Genomic DNA, 17393 nt, shown 5'->3' on the forward strand with positions numbered 1-17393 from the left:
AGAAAAAATTATTGTTCGACTTTGAAGTTAAGGACTTGAGGTATATTAGACATATCATTATTGGTAATGAAATCAATTAAAAGTTGTGCGCCTTCTTCTTGAATATCTTTGACAACAGGTGCCTCGGCGAACATGTTGTAATTACCACCGCCTACAGCTCGATAGTTATTGACGCAAATGGTATAAGTTTTATCGCTGTTAAGTGGTTCACTTCCAACTTTAATGTCAGTTACACGTTGACCAATAGGTTCTCTAACATGAATGGTATAAGTGATACCACCGTACATGTCATAGTTGAAATGTTGTGGTTTCGGATATAAAAATGCGTCATTAATGATTATTTCGTTTGTGTCGTTAAGTGCGAAATAGCTTGCTGATTTTTCTAAAGCGTCTTTAATACTTGCACCAGTTAGTTTCAAAACTTGGAACGTATTTGGAAATGGATAATTATTGATGATATCTCGCATTGTAATACGTGTATTAAATCCTGCTGCCGAGTCAAAGAGTGCCGTACTTGCTATATCAGCATCACTCTTCTCTAATAACATAACATTAATTAAATTAACAAGTGGGTGCGGTGTGATGCGTGCCATAAACTTGTCCTTTACTAACATAGGTTCGGATAGCGTTGTGATTTCAGTATCTAACCAATCTTCTAAATTTGTTAATAGCTTAGTATCGTCTAGTGAAAGATTAAATTCTGAATCCGCTACTATCGGTATCAATTCGCTTTGTTTATGAATAATTTGATTATGATCATCAATCGTTAGCGTTATTTTACCGACTTGAGTGGCACGAGTTCCAGGTTGTATAACGGCGGTGTCATACTTCACTGTTGCGATATCTCGGTGTTGATGACCTGTAATTAAGACATCGATACTTTCATGGAAACGATGCAGAATTTCAGATGCTTCATTTTCCCCAGTTAAATCTTCAGTTGGCTCATCTGTATCTATATCACACTCGAATCCGCCATGGTATGACACGACGACGATGTCAGCTTTATTACGGACATTTGGTAATACTTGTGTGAGTGTTTCAACTGCGCTTTTAAATGTTAAGCCCTCGATGTGATGTGGTTGTTCCCAGTTTGGAATATTTTGTGTAGTTAGACCAATCACGCCCACGGTTAGGTCTCCCTTTTCAAAATAATGCACACCTTCACCTGTAAAAGGGTGTTGTTTTGAGTCTAAAATATTAGCACAAAGCACTGGATGGTTAAGGTTTGGTAGTGTGTCTTTAAGGTATGGTAAGCCATAGTTAAATTCATGATTACCAATCGTTCCCAAATCAAAATTTAAGCGGTTATATATCGCTGTTAATGGTTTGCTAGAGCGTAACTCTGATACTAAATAGTTGCATAAAGGTGCCCCTTGTAGAAAATCGCCATTATCAATTTTGAAGTGAATATCGTCATGTTTACTTGATTTTTCAATTAACTGATTCGCATATAATAAACCCATAGGTAACTGTTGGTTTGCTTGTGAAAAATCAGTAGGAAAAATATAGCCGTGTACATCACTAACGATATAAAAACCGAGTTGCGTCATATGAAACATCCTTTCATTGAAGACAGTAATTAATACTTATCATTATAAGATATGCATGTGAATGCGTCTTGAATAAATGTTATATAAAGAAATTATAGTAAAAAAGTTAGACAGATTAGATTTTAAAGAGAATTTTTAGAAATAATTTACAATAGTTTAAAGATATAAATATATTTTATATAAATTTCACAATAATTAAATACTATTTGCATTAATATTGTGCTAATCTTATGTTGTCATAAGAATTGACAAATTACACGAAATTTATACATATTGAACGGGGGCATTACAGTTATGAAGCAATTGAAGTATCTCTTAGTACTTGCTTTAACAGTTATTATTTTTGCAGCGGCGTGTGGAAATAATAGCTCATTAGACAGCAAGAATAAAAGCGCTGATAGTGGTTCAGATTCAGGAAAAGATGGTTACAAACCTAAAGAATTGACGGTACAATTCGTGCCTTCTCAAAATGCGGATACACTTGAAGCAAAAGCGAAACCACTTGAAAAATTATTATCAAAAAAATTAGGTATTCCAGTAAAAGTATCTGTATCAACTAACTACAATACAATCGTAGAAGCGATGAAATCTAAAAAAGTAGACGTTGGCTTCTTACCACCAACAGCGTACACGTTAGCACATGATCAAAAAGCAGCAAACTTGTTATTACAAGCACAACGTTATGGTGTAAACAAAGACGGTTCTAACTCAGATAAACTAGTTAAAGACTACAAATCAGAAATATTAGTCAAAAAAGATTCTGGAATTAAAGATTTGAAAGATTTAAAAGGTAAAAAAATCGCATTACAAGATGTAACTTCTACAGCAGGTTACACGTTCCCAATTGCGACACTTAAAGAAGCGGCTGGTATTAACGCTACGAAAGATATGAAAATTGTAAATATGAAAGGGCATGACCAAGCAGTCATTTCATTACTTAATGGTGACGTTGACGCGGCAGCAGTATTCCAAGATGCACGTAACATTGTAAAAAAAGATCAACCTAATGTATTTAAAGACACTAAGATTATTAAATTAACTGAGCCTATTCCAAACGACACAATCTCAGTACGTCCGGATATGGATAAAGATTTCCAAGCTAAACTTAAAAAAGCATTTAAAGATATCGCAAAAACAAAAGAAGGTCACAAAATTATCAGTGAAGTTTATTCTCATGAAGGATACACAAGCGCGAAAGATTCAGACTTTGATATTGTGAGAAAGTATGAAAAACAAGTTCAAGATATGAAATAAGCGTAGAGTCATGTTAAAGAGAAATAGAAACTTTATTACTACTAAAAAAAGTATGTAAATTTAGACGAATAAACATTGTAGATTAACAAGAAACAAAGAAGGGCAAGGTCAAAAATAATATTTTTGAGGCTACTCAGCAAATTCGCAGTAGCTGACTGAACTGAGATGGCGCTTAAATCAAGCTTTCTCAGTTCTAGTCATTCATGCGGCCGGGGACCCAACATAAAAAATCGCGAAAGAGATTCAACAAGCAAAGCAAGTTGGGGATAAGACGTATTCTTGAAGAATTCTGTCTCATGCCCTTCTTTGCAAAAATAAAGGGTGTTATTTAAATGAGTCAAATAGAATTTAAAGATGTCAGCAAAGTTTATCCAAATGGACATGTGGGGTTAAAGGACATCAATTTAAATATTGAAAAGGGAGATTTTGCCGTCATTGTTGGTCTTTCAGGTGCAGGTAAATCAACGCTATTAAGATCCGTCAATCGGTTACATGATATTACTTCAGGTGAAATTACAATTGAAGGCAAATCCATCACTAAAGCTAAAGGAAAAGAATTATTAATGATGCGTCGTAATATTGGTATGATTTTTCAACATTTTAATCTAGTGAAACGATCATCTGTATTACGTAATGTCCTAAGTGGACGTGTAGGCTATCATCCAACTTGGAAGATGGTGTTGGGACTTTTTCCAAAAGAAGATAAGATTAAAGCGATGAATGCGTTAGAGCGTGTAAATATTCTAGATAAATATGATCAACGTTCCGATGAATTGTCTGGTGGTCAGCAACAACGTATTTCAATTGCGCGAGCGTTGGCTCAAGAGCCTGCAATTATATTAGCCGATGAACCTGTTGCGTCACTTGATCCTTTGACAACAAAGCAAGTGATGGACGATTTAAAGAAAATCAATGAAGAATTAGGGATTACGATTCTTATTAACTTACACTTTGTAGATTTAGCGCTTGAATATGGTACACGAATTATAGGTCTTCGTGCAGGAGAACTTGTATATGATGGGCCAACTGAAGAAGCAACAGAAGAGGTCTTTAATGATATTTACGGTCGTAAACTTAAAGATGATGAGAAATTAGGGGTGGATTGATATGGCAACACCTACTACTCATAAATATGATCAGTATTTGAATAAAAAAATGTCGCTTAAAACAAGTTTCACAATACTTATTATTGTTGCTTTAGTTGTATGGAGTTTCTTATATACAGGGTTTAGCTTTGGAGATTTAATGGTTGGTTTACCTCAAATTAGTTCGTTCTTCGGACAAATGGTTCCACCAGATTGGGGCTATTTAAGTACAATTTTAAAACCCATGTTAGATACTATTCGAATGGCTATCGTTGGTACATTCTTAGGTGCGATTGTGTCTGTACCAATTGCGCTAATTTGTGCGAGTAATATTGTGAAGACGAAATGGATTACTATTCCTGCTCGATTTATTTTAAATATTGTGCGTACGATTCCTGATTTATTATTAGCTGCTGTATTCGTAGCTGTCTTTGGTATCGGCCAAATTCCAGGGGTGTTAGCACTTTTTATATTAACAATTTGTGTCATAGCTAAGTTATTATATGAATCTCTTGAAACGATTGATTCAGGGCCAATGGAAGCTATGACGGCAGCTGGTGCTAATAAAGTAAAGTGGATTATGTTTGGTGTTGTACCTCAAATACTTTCAACTTTCTTTTCATATGTACTATTTGCATTTGAAATTAATATCCGTGCATCCGCTGTATTAGGACTTGTAGGTGCCGGTGGTATTGGATTATTTTATGACTCGACGTTAGGGTTATTCCAATATCCTAAAACAGCGATGATTATCTTATTTACATTAGTCATTGTCGTTATCATTGATTATGTAAGTACGAAAGTGAGGGAACAACTCGCATGACACAATCACAGTACAATTTAGAACATAGGTATCCAGTAAAAACGAAACAGCATAAACAAAAAATAATTAAAAATTGGGTTATCACAATAGTTGTTTTAGCAATTATTGTGTGGGGATTTGCGGGAATGCCCGCATTGGAATTAAAATCAAAATCTATTGAAATATTAAAATCAATTTTTAACGGACTTTTCCATCCAGATTGGGGTTATGTTTATATTCCAGCTGGTGAAGATTTATTACGTGGATTACTTGAAACATTTGCAATCGCGGTGATAGGTACATTTATTGCTGCTATTATTTGTATTCCATTTGCCTTTTTAGGTGCACGAAATTTAATCAAAGTACGCCCAGTAACAGGTGTTACAAAATTTATCCTTAGTGTCATCCGTGTGTTTCCAGAGATTGTCATGGCTTTAATCTTCATTAAGGCGGTTGGTCCTGGATCATTTTCAGGTGTATTAGCATTAGGTATTCATTCAGTCGGTATGCTTGGAAAATTATTCGTCGAAGATATTGAAAGATTAGATTTTACTTCAGTAGAAGCTTTAAAAGCGAGTGGTGCGAATAAGACGAAGACACTTATCTTTGCAGTCATACCACAAATATTACCATCATTTCTATCACTCGTATTATATCGTTTCGAGTTAAATTTACGTTCAGCCTCGATTTTAGGATTGATTGGTGCTGGCGGTATCGGTACACCTTTAATTTTTGCACTTCAAACACGTTCTTGGGACCGTGTAGGAATTATTTTAATTGGTTTAGTGATTATGGTAGCCATTGTTGATTTAATTTCAGGTGCTATACGTAAACGAATTGTATAGATTGGATAGGGTCGAGTAAATATTAAAACGTATTTATTCGACTCTTTTTATATAGAGATGTTTAAAATATAGAGAGTCGGTAATACATAGAGTAGTTAATAAAATGCATGCACATGCATGAATGTGGGTGTGCATTTTCAAAATGAAAGGAGATATATAATGAATGTATTAGTTGTAGGCGCAAACGGTGCTGTAGGACGTAAAGTAGTAGCGCAGTTGAAAGACACTGAACATAAATCCGTAGCTTTGGTACGTAAAGACGAACAAGTATCTGAATTAGAAAGTGTAGGCGCAGATAAAGTCGTAGTTGCTGACTTAGAAGGTGACATCTCTAATGCCTTTGATGGCGTTGATGCAGTTATCTTTGCAGCTGGATCTGGTGGTAGTACTGGCGCAGATAAAACACTTCTTGTGGACCTTTGGGGTTCTAAAAAAGTGGTCGATGCAGCAAGCAAAAATGGCGTGAAAAAATTAGTACAATTAAGTGCGACAGATAGTCCAGACCCAGATAACGAGTCCGATGTGATGAGACCATACGCTGTTGCTAAACATATGTCTGATTATTATATTGAACAATCAGACTTGAATTATACAATCGTACGTCCAGGACCATTACAAGATGATGAAGGTACTGGCAAAATCGATGCTTCTTTCTCAATTGAAGGAGATCCAAATGGCTACACAATCCCACGTGATGACGTTGCAACAACATTAATCAACGCATTAGACGTAGCGAAGTTAGATAAACAAGTGGTTTATATCCAATCAGGTAATACAAACGTAAGAGAAGCCTTAGAGCAATTGTAATTAAGTAGCGACATTGATATAGGTAATGAGGATATTAAAAGGCACCCCGTTAAGTTGCAGTAATGAACCAACTTAACGGGGTGACTATTTATGTGTATCCATTTTATCGCATTTATTTAAAAACATTGCGTAGCGTTTCTTCAAAAGTTACTTTTACTTCATCATAAAAGTGATGACCCTTGTCTGTAAGCGCTGCATAGACACCACGTCTATCGTCCCCATAGCCTTGACGACGTATGACGCCACAGTCTTTTGATTCCATTCTAGTCGCAAGACGTGACATTGCACTTTGACTTAATCCCACTTTGTTTTGTAATTCTTTTAATGGCAACTGATTATTCTCAGCACAATCTAAATACATCAAGACATAGAATTCTTTTAACGCAAGATTATGGCGAGACATCAAATCATGCTCAAGTTGTTTTGAAACGCTATTATATTTTGACGTAAACGCTAACCATTCACTTACTAATTGATCTGCCATAGTATTGCCTCACATTTTCTTCATAAGTTTAATAATTGTATTATAACAATAAATAAAATGTGGTAGCGACATAATTATTTTAATTTGTACTAGAAATAGCATTTGATTATATTTTTTTAGGATGTGAATCATGGTTTAATTTTTAGCAGAAAATGTATTTGATTAAATTAAAAAGGTACTTGAAACTTACAGAGTTGTAATTTTGGACGGTTATCCTAATAATTACTCACTAAATGTGTTTATATTTAAGTGAGGTGATTAAATATGGAGAATATAAGACATCGTCATTATTATAAACAAGATAACTATTATGGCAGTAGAAATGAAAATATTGCATCTTCAATTAGTTATTTAAGTGTATTTTTCGCACCTGTACTTTTACCCATTGTCATGTGGATTATCGCTGACAAACCAGTTTCAACACATGCACGTAACGCATTATTTAATCATATATTCACTTGGGTTTGTTTTGCATTAGCACCACTAGCATTAATGTTATCTGCTGGTGTCATGGGAAATGCCTCAACAAATGTAGAAAGCTGGATCGTATTTGGTTCATGGACAGTAGCGGTGATATTAGCTGTTACAGGTGTATATCTATTTATCTTAAATATTGTTAGAGGTATTAAATTATTATTAGTTTAATTTTTTGGAAAATAAGAGAGCTATTGCGCTTGTCATCTTCACAAGGGCAATAGCTCTTTTAAAATTAATAGGCATAAAAGAAATGTTTAAGTAATAAAAGTAACAGTTACTTAGAAATAAATAGTTATTGTTTTTTTGACATTATACGTCTAAGGCTCATGACACCTACACCTAATATAAATGATAAAATACTGATAACTAACGGTGTAGTAGAAGTGCGTTCGCCTGTTACAGGTAATTCGTGATGTGATGAAGTGTGATTCATTTGTTCATCATGTTTTGCTTGTGTACTAAGGGGAGTATTCGTTTGTAAATTTGATGATTGCGCTTGTTGTTTAATTAAATCATGCTTTTCGACGTAGCCATTGAATCCCATGTCGTTATTTTCGGCTTGGTATTTATCAGGATCTTGTTGTGAATTATTTGCAGGTTGGTTTTTAACTAAACCTTGTTGTTCAGCGTAGCCATTGAATCCCATGTCGTTATTTTCAGCTTGATGTTTAGCAGAATCTTGTTGTGTTGCCATCACTGGGGCAGTATTTTGCTGCTCAGCATTTTCCAAATAAATAATATTACCATTTTCATCTGTTGTCTCGCCGAAGCCATAATGTATGTCATCGATTGAAGGGAAAGTTCCAGGTTCATCTAATGTGTCGTTATATACGCCGTCAGCATTAGTATCTTCACTGATAATGTCATCATGATTGTAACCAGCATCAGTATCATTGCTGTCATCAACATCGTTATTGTATCCAGGGTCAACGTTGTCGCTATCATCTGAAGCAGTATCTACGTTACTGTTTACATCATGATTGTAACCAGCATCAGTGTCGTTATTGTCATCAACATCGTGATTGTAACTAGCGTCAACATTGTTATTACTATCCTGCGTTGTAACGGGTTGGCCGTCATTATCATGGTTAAACGCATTATCAGTATTATTTGTTGCCGCAAAAGCATGACCATGTGACATCAGTAATAATGACGAGGTAACAAGCGTTGTTCCAAAAGCATATTTAAAACGTTTGTTAATCAAGAAATCACTCCTTAGTATTTAACGTGTTACATACACAAATATAATAATTTAACATTTTTAAATATCATAATTATGTATATTTATAACTTAACACAATAAATCAAATACAACCTTAATAACTTCTATCAACTGAATGACATTTTTGTTATATACTGAGATCATAAATGCATGTATTACTTTAATAGAACTTTTCAAATTTTAATGGGGGAATGTAGTATGAAATTTCGTAAGGTAAATAAAGAGGATTATTCGACAATTGTTGAATTGGAGAATCAAGGGTTTACACCCGATGAAGCGGCTACACCTCAAGCCATTGAAGAACGTATTAATATCATTCCTGATACATTTATTATTGCTGAAAAAGACGGACAAATTGCGGGATATATCAATGGACCAGTCATTTCTAAAAAATATATCACTGATGACTTGTTTGAGACAATTAAACCTAATCCAGATATAGGAGGTTATATTTCTATATTAGGACTTGTGGTTGCTAAAGATTATCAAAGACAAGGCTTAGCTGGTCAACTTCTAACTCAATTTGAAAACCTTGCTAAACAACAGTCAAGACACGGTGTGACGCTCACATGTCGTCAAGAACTTGTTCCATTATATGAAAAATATGGTTATATCAATGAAGGCGAATCAGAGTCTCAACATGCCGGTCTCAAATGGTACAATTTAGTGAAAGAAGTATAGAGAAGGCGGCAGAGTTCAATTTGAAGTTATTAATTTATCTCAACTTCCTTTATTTATAAATCTCCACTTGATATAGAAATTTACGATAAGAAAGTGGCTATAACTGAGAAAGATATCTTATCTCGGTTATAGCACTCTATTATAAATCTAAAATAAATAAATTTGTTTTAACGACACTTTAGTTTAAGTTCTAATCGTATCTATAGATTATCCAGATGACGTACATCAACTTTTGATACATTCCCATTTTGATCAAGTAACGGCGTAATTCCACCTCCTGAACCTATCCAATTAGACAAATATTGAACACCTGTTTCTTTATCAGTTAAAATATAACAGCTTACATGGGTGTCTCCTCCAGCCTTTTCAACTATAAAACGACTATCTTCTTTCTTAGTAATAAACATCACCACGCACCTCCTTTATTTTTAAAAATTTCACAAATTATAAATTATAAACATATCGTTATTCATTTCTAATAAAAGTTTAGTATAGATTTTTAAAATTTATATTTAAATAGGAAGAAACTAGGTTTATTTTAATATTTAGTATGAACACAACTTAGTTTAATAAATACTGGAAAATATATAGGTTATTGCCAATGAATATGCAGAAATTGTACTGAACCCTTGTTATTGAAGTATTTATTGATTAAATATCGATAGTTTTGAAAGGTATAACAAAATTGTTATAAGACGATAATATTGAATTTTAAACCATTAATATGAATGAATAACCATTTTTTGAAATATATTAGAAATGGCCATAAACATTGATTTGACGGCTTTATACTTACGATTTTTCAATAGGCAATATTATTTTTCAGAAATATACATGTATAAAATTTGTCGTAATTAAAAATTACACAATCTGATTGTGAGAAATTATCTTTAAATTTTACATTTATAACATTGCTATTTACATATAAAGGCGCATATAATGTATAAATCACATGGGAGTGTTAGTAATTCAATTTAACGAATTACTTTTGTTACGAATCATATGTTTGTAACTTGAGAGGAGAGTATTATGTCTAAAAGAGAAAGAGACTTCAAACGGTCGTTTGGTCAAGAAAAAGCAAGAGTTAAACTTTACAAATCCGGTAAACATTGGGTGAAAGCCGGAATTAAAGAAATGCAATTGCTTAAAATGTTAGGGTTACCATTTTTAAATAAAGAAGTGGAAAATATTAACGACCTACAAGATAAAAATGTAAAAGACTTTAAAAAGCAAGCTTTGAGAACGACTGGCCTAGTAGGTGGTGCGTTTACATTTACAATGTTAAATGATCATCATGCTTTCGCAGCGTCAGAAACCCCTTTGACGTCAGAAATTTCATCTACTAGTGCGACTGTAGCTAATCAAAATTCAACAGAAATTTCAAAATCAGAAACTACAGAATCTACTTCTAAAGCAAGCACATCAACTAGTAATGATATCAGTAGTACTTCTGCAACCAAAGATGAGACGAATTCATCATCAAGTATAGCGTCAACATCAGATAAAGTCGATTCTACTTCAGAGGCTAAAGATTCAAATAGTACCTCTTCAACTTCTGAGAAAAATACTGATCAACATTCTTCAAGTACTTCAAAGGATAATGTGAGCAGCACTTCTGAAGACAAGAGCACGACTTCCTCAACAAGTACAACGGATAAATCAGAAAATAGTAAGTCTGTCAGTACATCTGAAACAAAAGAGAAATCAACAGTAGGTAATACGTCAACTAAAGAAGATACCTCAAAATCAACAAGCAGTACTTCAGATAAAGCTAATGCGACTGAATCAACAAATAGTACTTCTAATAAAGAAGATATATCAAAATCAACAGATTCAACTGATGGATCATTGTCAAATGAAACTAATAAATCGACTTCTAATACTATTGCTAAATCAACAACGAATACAACAGAAAGTAATGCACATAATGATTTAGGCTCAACATTACTTATAAATAATTCTACTAGTACAAGTACGTCAACAAGTACAACTAAATTGCGAACATTTAGCAAATTAGCCGTTCAGTCATTTGCAGCTGCAGCAGCAACGAGTAGTCAAACTAGCACATACACTGGAGTAGGCTCTACAAAATTTACTAACGGTACAAATTTTCCGATTTACTATAAGGTAACAGTAACTAATAATGGAAACGGAACAGTAACGTTTAGATATACAATCACCTATGATAATCCAGCTACTCCTAACGTTGAAAAACCAGCAGTGACAACAGATACTAATGTAACTAATCCTAGTAAGCCGATGATTACTTTAGGTAGTGGTTATGGTGCAATAACAAAAATTACGCAAGGATACACTGATTCAAATGGTAATTTCATTACAACTGTTAATACTACTAATCCAACTGTCGTAAAAAGCGGAACTGGATATACATGGACTGGGGCAACTTTAAGTAAATATTATGTGGGGCAAGGAAATGGTGTTACTGCTGAATTTACAGTACCTATAAATAATGCTAGCGGAGATTTATCATTTAATTTATCTCCTTCTGCTAGCTATGCATTAGATTCATCATATGTGAACTATTTTGACAACAGTACTATTAATAATACGGAACCAAGTACCTCAACAAGTCAATCAACTAGCAAATCTAATAGTGTAGTAAATAGCCAAAGTACATCAACGAGTACGGTAAATAGCACCAGTACCTCAACGAGCAAGGCAAACAGCCAAAGCACATCAACGAGCATAGCAAATAGCCAAAGTACGTCAACGAGCACAGCGAATAGCCAAAGCACGTCAACGAGTACGGCAAATAGCCAAAGTACGTCAACAAGCACGGCAAATAGCCAAAGCACATCAACGAGCACAGCAAATAGCCAAAGCGCGTCAACGAGCACAGCGAATAGCCAAAGTGCATCAACAAGCACAGCGAATAGCCAAAGCACGTCAACAAGCACGGCGAATAGCCAAAGCACGTCAACAAGTACAGCGAATAGCCAAAGCGCATCAACAAGCACGGCGAATAGCCAAAGTGCATCAACGAGCACAGCGAATAGCCAAAGTGCATCAACAAGCACGGCGAATAGCCAAAGCGCGTCAACGAGCACAGCGAATAGCCAAAGTGCATCAACAAGCACAGCGAATAGCCAAAGCACGTCAACAAGTACATCTAATAGTCAAAGTGCGTCAACAAGCACGGCGAATAGCCAAAGCGCATCAACAAGCACGGCGAATAGCCAAAGCGCGTCAACGAGCACAGCGAATAGCCAAAGCACGTCAACAAGTACATCTAATAGTCAAAGTGCGTCAACAAGCACGGCGAATAGCCAAAGTGCATCAACAAGCACATCAACATCAACAAGTGTGAGTGACTCAAACAGTGCAAGCACATCGACAAGTACATCAACATCCACAAGTGATAGCGACTCAACAAGTGCAAGTACGTCGTTAAGTGGGTCACAAAGTGTGAGTCTTTCAGACTCATTAAGCGCAAGCACATCGACAAGTACATCAACATCTACAAGTGATAGCAATTCAACAAGTGCAAGTACGTCGTTAAGTGGGTCACAAAGTGTGAGTCTTTCAGACTCATTAAGCGCAAGCACATCGACAAGTACATCAACATCCACAAGTGATAGCGACTCAACAAGTGCAAGTACGTCGTTAAGTGGGTCACAAAGTGTGAGTCTTTCAGACTCATTAAGCGCAAGCACATCGACAAGTACATCAACATCTACAAGTGATAGCAATTCAACAAGTGCAAGTACGTCGTTAAGTGGGTCACAAAGTGTGAGTCTTTCAGACTCATTAAGCGCAAGCACATCGACAAGTACATCAACATCTACAAGTGATAGCAATTCAACAAGTGCAAGTACGTCGTTAAGTGGGTCACAAAGTGTGAGTCTTTCAGACTCATTAAGCGCAAGCACATCGACAAGTACATCAACATCCACAAGTGACAGCGATTCAACAAGTGCAAGTACGTCATTAAGTGGATCACAAAGTGCGAGTCTTTCAGACTCAGTAAGTACATCAATATCAGATAGTGATTCGGCATCAACAAGTGTGAGTAACTCAAACAGTGCAAGTGCATCCGATAGTGTATCAACATCCACAAGTGATAGTGATTCAATAAGTACGAGTGCGTCGCTAAGTGAATCGCAAAGTGAAAGTCTTTCAGACTCAGTAAGCGCAAGCACATCAGATAGTGATTCGGCATCAACAAGTGTGAGTGACTCAAACAGTGCAAGTGCATCCGATAGTGTATCAACATCCACAAGTGACAGCGATTCAACAAGTACAAGTGCGTGGTTAAGTGAATCACAAAGTGAGAGTCTTTCAGACTCAGCAAGTACATCAACATCGAATAGTGACTCAGCATCAACGAGTACAAGTGAATCTAATAGCACAAGCACATCGACAAGTACATCAACATCCACAAGTGACAGCGATTCAACAAGTACAAGTGCGTCGTTAAGTGGATCGCAAAGTGAAAGTCTTTCAGACTCAGTAAGTACATCAACATCAGGTAGTGATTCAGCATCAACAAGTGTGAGTGACTCAAACAGTGCAAGTGCATCCGATAGTGTGTCAACATCCATAAGTGACAGCGATTCAACAAGTACAAGTACGTCGCTAAGCGGATCGCAAAGTGAAAGTCTTTCAGACTCAGCAAGTACATCAACATCGAATAGTGACTCAGCATCAACGAGTGTGAGTAACTCAAACAGTGCAAGTGCATCGACAAGTACATCAACATCCACAAGTGATAGTGACTCAACAAGTACAAGTACGTCGTTAAGTGGGTCACAAAGTGCGAGTCTTTCAGACTCAGTAAGCGCAAGCACATCAGATAGTGGCTCAGCGTCAACAAGTGTGAGTGACTCAAACAGTGCAAGTGCATCCGATAGTGTATCAACTTCCACAAGTGATAGCGACTCAACAAGTACAAGTACGTCGTTAAGTGGGTCACAAAGTGAGAGTCTTTCAGACTCAGTAAGCGCAAGCACATCAGATAGTGGCTCAGCGTCAACAAGTGTGAGTGGCTCAAACAGTGCGAGCACATCGTTAAGCGGATCACAAAGTGAGAGTCTTTCAGACTCAGTAAGTACATCAACATCAGATAGTGATTCGGCATCAACGAGTGTGAGTGACTCAAACAGTGCAAGTGCATCCGATAGTGTATCAACATCCACAAGTGACAGCGACTCAACAAGTACAAGTGCGTCGTTAAGTGAATCACAAAGTGAGAGTCTTTCAGACTCAGTAAGTACATCAACATCAGATAGTGATTCGGCATCAACAAGTGTGAGTGACTCAAACAGTGCAAGCACATCGTTAAGTGGATCGCAAAGTGAGAGTCTTTCAGACTCAGTAAGCGCAAGCACATCAGATAGTGGCTCAGCTTCAACGAGTGTGAGTAACTCAAACAGTGCAAGTGCATCCGATAGTGTATCAACATCCACAAGTGACAGCGACTCAACAAGTACAAGTGCGTCGTTAAGTGGATCGCAAAGTGAAAGTCTTTCAGACTCAGTAAGTACATCAACATCAGATAGTGATTCGGCATCAACAAGTGTGAGTGACTCAAACAGTGCAAGCACATCCGATAGTGTATCAACATCCACAAGTGACAGCGACTCAACAAGTACAAGTACGTCGTTAAGTGGATCACAAAGTGAGAGTCTTTCAGACTCAGTAAGCGCAAGCACATCAGATAGTGACTCAGCGTCAACAAGCGTGAGTGACTCAAACAGTGCAAGTGCGTCCGATAGTGTGTCAACATCCACAAGTGACAGCGATTCAACAAGTACAAGTACGTCGCTAAGTGAATCGCAAAGTGAAAGTCTTTCAAACTCAGTAAGTACATCAATATCGAATAGTGACTCAATGTCAACGAGTACAAGTGAATCAAATAGCACAAGTGCATCGACAAGCACATCAATGTCAGCAAGTGTGAGTGACTCAAACAGTGCAAGTACATCCGATAGTGTGTCAACATCCACAAGTGATAGCGACTCAACAAGTACGAGTGCCTCGCTAAGTGGATTACAAAGTGAAAGTCTTTCAGACTCAGTAAGTACATCAACATCAAGCAGTGATTCAGCATCAATAAGTGTGAGTGACTCAAACAGTGCAAGTGCATCCGATAGTGTGTCAATATCAATAAGTGGCAGTGATTCAACAAGTACGAGCACGTCGTTAAGTAGTTCGCAAAGTGAGAGTCTCTCAGACTCAGTAAGTACATCAACATCAGGTAGTGATTCAGCATCAACGAGTGTGAGTGACTCAAACAGCACAAGCGCATCTTTAAATTCAACATCAATAAATACAAGTGATTCAATATCAAATAGTAATTCAATATCAACAAGTGTTGGCACATCTATGAGTGATTCTATATCAATAAGTGAAAGTAATTCAGATAGAGTGAGTACATCATTGAGTGATTCAACGTCAACAAGTGGAAGTAATTCAGACAGTACAAGCACGTCATTAAGCAACTCAATGTCAACAAGTGGAAGTAATTCAGATAGTGCAAGTACGTCATTAAGTGATTCAACATCAATAAGTGTAAGCAACTCAGATAGTGCAAGCACATCATTAAGCGACTCAACGTCAACAAGTGAAAGTAACTCAGATAGTGCAAGCACGTCGTTAAGTGACTCAGCATCAACAAGTGTAAGCAACTCAGATAGTGCAAGTACCTCATTAAGCGACTCAACGACAACAAGTGAAAGTAACTCAGATAGTGCAAGTACGTCATTAAGCGACTCAACGTCAACAAGTGTAAGTAATAGTGCAAGTACGTCATTAAGTGACTCAACGTCAACAAGTGTAAGTGACTCAAACAATGTAAGCACATCATTGAGTGGTTCAACATCAACAAGTGAAAGTAACTCAGATAGCGTAAGCACATCATTAAGTGACTCAGCGTCAACAAGCGAAAGTAACTCAGACAGTGCAAGCAAATCATTGAGTGGTTCAACATCAACGAGTGTGAGTGACTCAAACAGTGTAAGCACATCATTAAGTGACTCAACGTCAACAAGTGAAAGTAACTCAGACAGTGCAAGCACATCATTAAGTGACTCAGCGTCAACAAGCGAAAGTAACTCAGACAGTGCAAGCACATCATTAAGTGACTCAACATCAACAAGTGAAAGTAATTCAGATAGTACAAGCACATCATTAAGTGACTCAACATCAACAAGTGTGAGTGATTCAAGCAGCACGAGCACATCATTGAGTGGATCACAAGGTGCGAGTCTTTCAGACTCAGTAAGTACATCAACATCAGGTAGTACATCATTATCAACAAGCGTGAGTGACTCAATAGCATAAGCACATCATTGAGTGGATCACAAAGTGCGAGTACTTCAGACTCAGTAAGTACATCGATATCTAATAGCACGTCATTATCAACAAGCGAGAGCGACTCAAAACAGTACAAGCACATCATTGAGTAATTCATCATCAACGAGCCAATCAGACTCATCAAGTACAAGCACATCAATTTCTGATTCTACTTCTACATCAGTAAGTACATCAGAATCTAAAAATGGTTCACACTCAATCAGTCATTCAAATAGTGCTTCAAGTTCAGGTAGTACTTCATATTCAGGTTCAAATACAACATCACAAAGTCATTCAGCATCGATAAGTATGAGTAACTCAACAAGTACAAGTGCATCACATACATTGAGCACTTCGCACTCAGGAATTGTTTCTAATTCAATGAGCACTTCGCATTCAAGTAGCACTTCAAATTCAATGAGTACATCTCATTCACAATTTGATTCAACTTCAAGCTCAACAAGTGCGAGTGGTTCAAATAGTGCAAGTACATCATTAAGTGGTTCAACGTCAACAAGTGTAAGTGATGTATCAAGCGCAAACACATCAACATCAATGTCAGAAAGTACATCAACAAGCACTTCAATGAGCACTTCAGAATCACAAAGCAACACGGATTCACAAATGCATAGCAACACACAACATCATGATGCTAAAGATGATTTACCAGAAACAGGTGGTAGTGATTCTAACTCAACAGGATTAGTATCAGCGGTTGTAGCAATGTTAGCGGGATTAGGATTAGTTAAAAAATCTCGTAGAAATAAGAAAGATAAAAGAATAAAGGATCAGAACAATAAAGTGATGTAATAGTGTAGTGAAATACATTTTTATAATCATTACTTTCCAGTAAGTTTATTGTCTAATTCTAA

11 protein-coding genes and 1 pseudogene are annotated in these 17393 nt (G+C 36.4%); 8 read left to right on the forward strand and 4 right to left on the reverse strand.

Going from position 1 to position 17393, the window contains the following annotated elements; translation table 11 throughout:
* Positions 1–8: 8 nt before the first annotated feature.
* Positions 9–1550 (reverse strand): bifunctional metallophosphatase/5'-nucleotidase, encoded by a 1542-nt coding sequence (locus tag HYI43_01405; protein UDI77272.1) that lies wholly within the window; start codon positions 1548–1550, stop codon positions 9–11.
* Between the two features lie 294 nt (positions 1551–1844).
* On the opposite strand from HYI43_01405, the gene HYI43_01410 reads away from it, so the two are divergent.
* The 5 genes from HYI43_01410 (at position 1845) to HYI43_01430 (ending at position 6343) form a co-directional block, all read left to right on the forward strand.
* Positions 1845–2804 carry a phosphate/phosphite/phosphonate ABC transporter substrate-binding protein gene (locus HYI43_01410; GenBank protein UDI77273.1) on the forward strand — a complete coding sequence of 320 codons (960 nt, stop codon included), beginning with the start codon at positions 1845–1847 and terminating at the stop codon, positions 2802–2804.
* A 332-nt stretch (positions 2805–3136) separates the two neighbouring features.
* Positions 3137–3910, forward strand: coding sequence for a phosphonate ABC transporter ATP-binding protein (phnC, locus tag HYI43_01415; protein ID UDI77274.1), 774 nt, complete (start codon positions 3137–3139; stop codon positions 3908–3910).
* A complete protein-coding gene (phnE, locus tag HYI43_01420) occupies positions 3906–4712 on the forward strand; it encodes a phosphonate ABC transporter, permease protein PhnE (GenBank protein ID UDI79247.1) in 807 nt (268 codons plus the stop codon). The genes phnC and phnE (HYI43_01420) overlap by 5 nt, the downstream gene beginning before the upstream one ends.
* Complete coding sequence (gene phnE / locus HYI43_01425) at positions 4709–5536, forward strand: phosphonate ABC transporter, permease protein PhnE (GenBank protein ID UDI77275.1); 828 nt, start codon at positions 4709–4711, stop codon at positions 5534–5536. The genes phnE (HYI43_01420) and phnE (HYI43_01425) overlap by 4 nt, the downstream gene beginning before the upstream one ends.
* 159 nt (positions 5537–5695) lie before the next feature.
* Positions 5696–6343: an SDR family oxidoreductase gene (locus HYI43_01430; GenBank protein ID UDI77276.1), complete on the forward strand. Its 648-nt coding sequence runs from the start codon at positions 5696–5698 to the stop codon at positions 6341–6343.
* 112 nt (positions 6344–6455) lie between these two features.
* On the opposite strand, the gene HYI43_01435 is transcribed toward HYI43_01430, so the two are convergent.
* Positions 6456–6827 carry a MarR family transcriptional regulator gene (locus tag HYI43_01435; protein UDI77277.1) on the reverse strand — a complete coding sequence of 124 codons (372 nt, stop codon included), beginning with the start codon at positions 6825–6827 and terminating at the stop codon, positions 6456–6458.
* Positions 6828–7091: 264 nt separating this feature from the next.
* Between HYI43_01435 and HYI43_01440 the strand changes: the two genes are divergently transcribed.
* A complete protein-coding gene (locus HYI43_01440; GenBank protein ID UDI77278.1) occupies positions 7092–7472 on the forward strand; it encodes a hypothetical protein in 381 nt (126 codons plus the stop codon).
* Between the two features lie 124 nt (positions 7473–7596).
* Here HYI43_01440 and HYI43_01445 read toward each other — a convergent pair whose 3' ends face one another.
* On the reverse strand, positions 7597–8508 hold the full coding sequence (locus HYI43_01445; protein ID UDI77279.1) for a hypothetical protein: 912 nt from the start codon (positions 8506–8508) through the stop codon (positions 7597–7599).
* A 216-nt stretch (positions 8509–8724) separates the two neighbouring features.
* Between HYI43_01445 and HYI43_01450 the strand changes: the two genes are divergently transcribed.
* A complete protein-coding gene (locus HYI43_01450; protein UDI77280.1) occupies positions 8725–9207 on the forward strand; it encodes a GNAT family N-acetyltransferase in 483 nt (160 codons plus the stop codon).
* A gap of 200 nt (positions 9208–9407) precedes the next feature.
* On the opposite strand, the gene HYI43_01455 is transcribed toward HYI43_01450, so the two are convergent.
* Complete coding sequence (locus HYI43_01455; protein UDI77281.1) at positions 9408–9614, reverse strand: hypothetical protein; 207 nt, start codon at positions 9612–9614, stop codon at positions 9408–9410.
* Positions 9615–10236: 622 nt separating this feature from the next.
* On the opposite strand from HYI43_01455, the pseudogene HYI43_01460 reads away from it, so the two are divergent.
* Positions 10237–17331 (forward strand): annotated as a pseudogene (locus tag HYI43_01460) (KxYKxGKxW signal peptide domain-containing protein).
* Positions 17332–17393: the final 62 nt, after the last annotated feature.

The sequence above is a fragment of the Staphylococcus taiwanensis genome (assembly GCA_020544305.1).
Lineage (GTDB): Bacteria > Bacillota > Bacilli > Staphylococcales > Staphylococcaceae > Staphylococcus > Staphylococcus taiwanensis.

Excerpts from the sequence above, each read along its gene's own strand:
- HYI43_01435 (UDI77277.1), bottom strand. The coding sequence starts at position 6,827 with ATGGCAGATCAATTAGTAAGTGAATGGTTAGCGTTTACGTCAAAATAT.
- HYI43_01405 (UDI77272.1), bottom strand. The coding sequence starts at position 1,550 with ATGACGCAACTCGGTTTTTATATCGTTAGTGATGTACACGGCTATATT.
- HYI43_01430 (UDI77276.1), top strand. The coding sequence starts at position 5,696 with ATGAATGTATTAGTTGTAGGCGCAAACGGTGCTGTAGGACGTAAAGTA.
- HYI43_01410 (UDI77273.1), top strand. The coding sequence starts at position 1,845 with ATGAAGCAATTGAAGTATCTCTTAGTACTTGCTTTAACAGTTATTATT.
- phnC (UDI77274.1), top strand. The coding sequence starts at position 3,137 with ATGAGTCAAATAGAATTTAAAGATGTCAGCAAAGTTTATCCAAATGGA.
- phnE (UDI77275.1), top strand. The coding sequence starts at position 4,709 with ATGACACAATCACAGTACAATTTAGAACATAGGTATCCAGTAAAAACG.
- HYI43_01450 (UDI77280.1), top strand. The coding sequence starts at position 8,725 with ATGAAATTTCGTAAGGTAAATAAAGAGGATTATTCGACAATTGTTGAA.
- HYI43_01440 (UDI77278.1), top strand. The coding sequence starts at position 7,092 with ATGGAGAATATAAGACATCGTCATTATTATAAACAAGATAACTATTAT.
- HYI43_01455 (UDI77281.1), bottom strand. The coding sequence starts at position 9,614 with ATGTTTATTACTAAGAAAGAAGATAGTCGTTTTATAGTTGAAAAGGCT.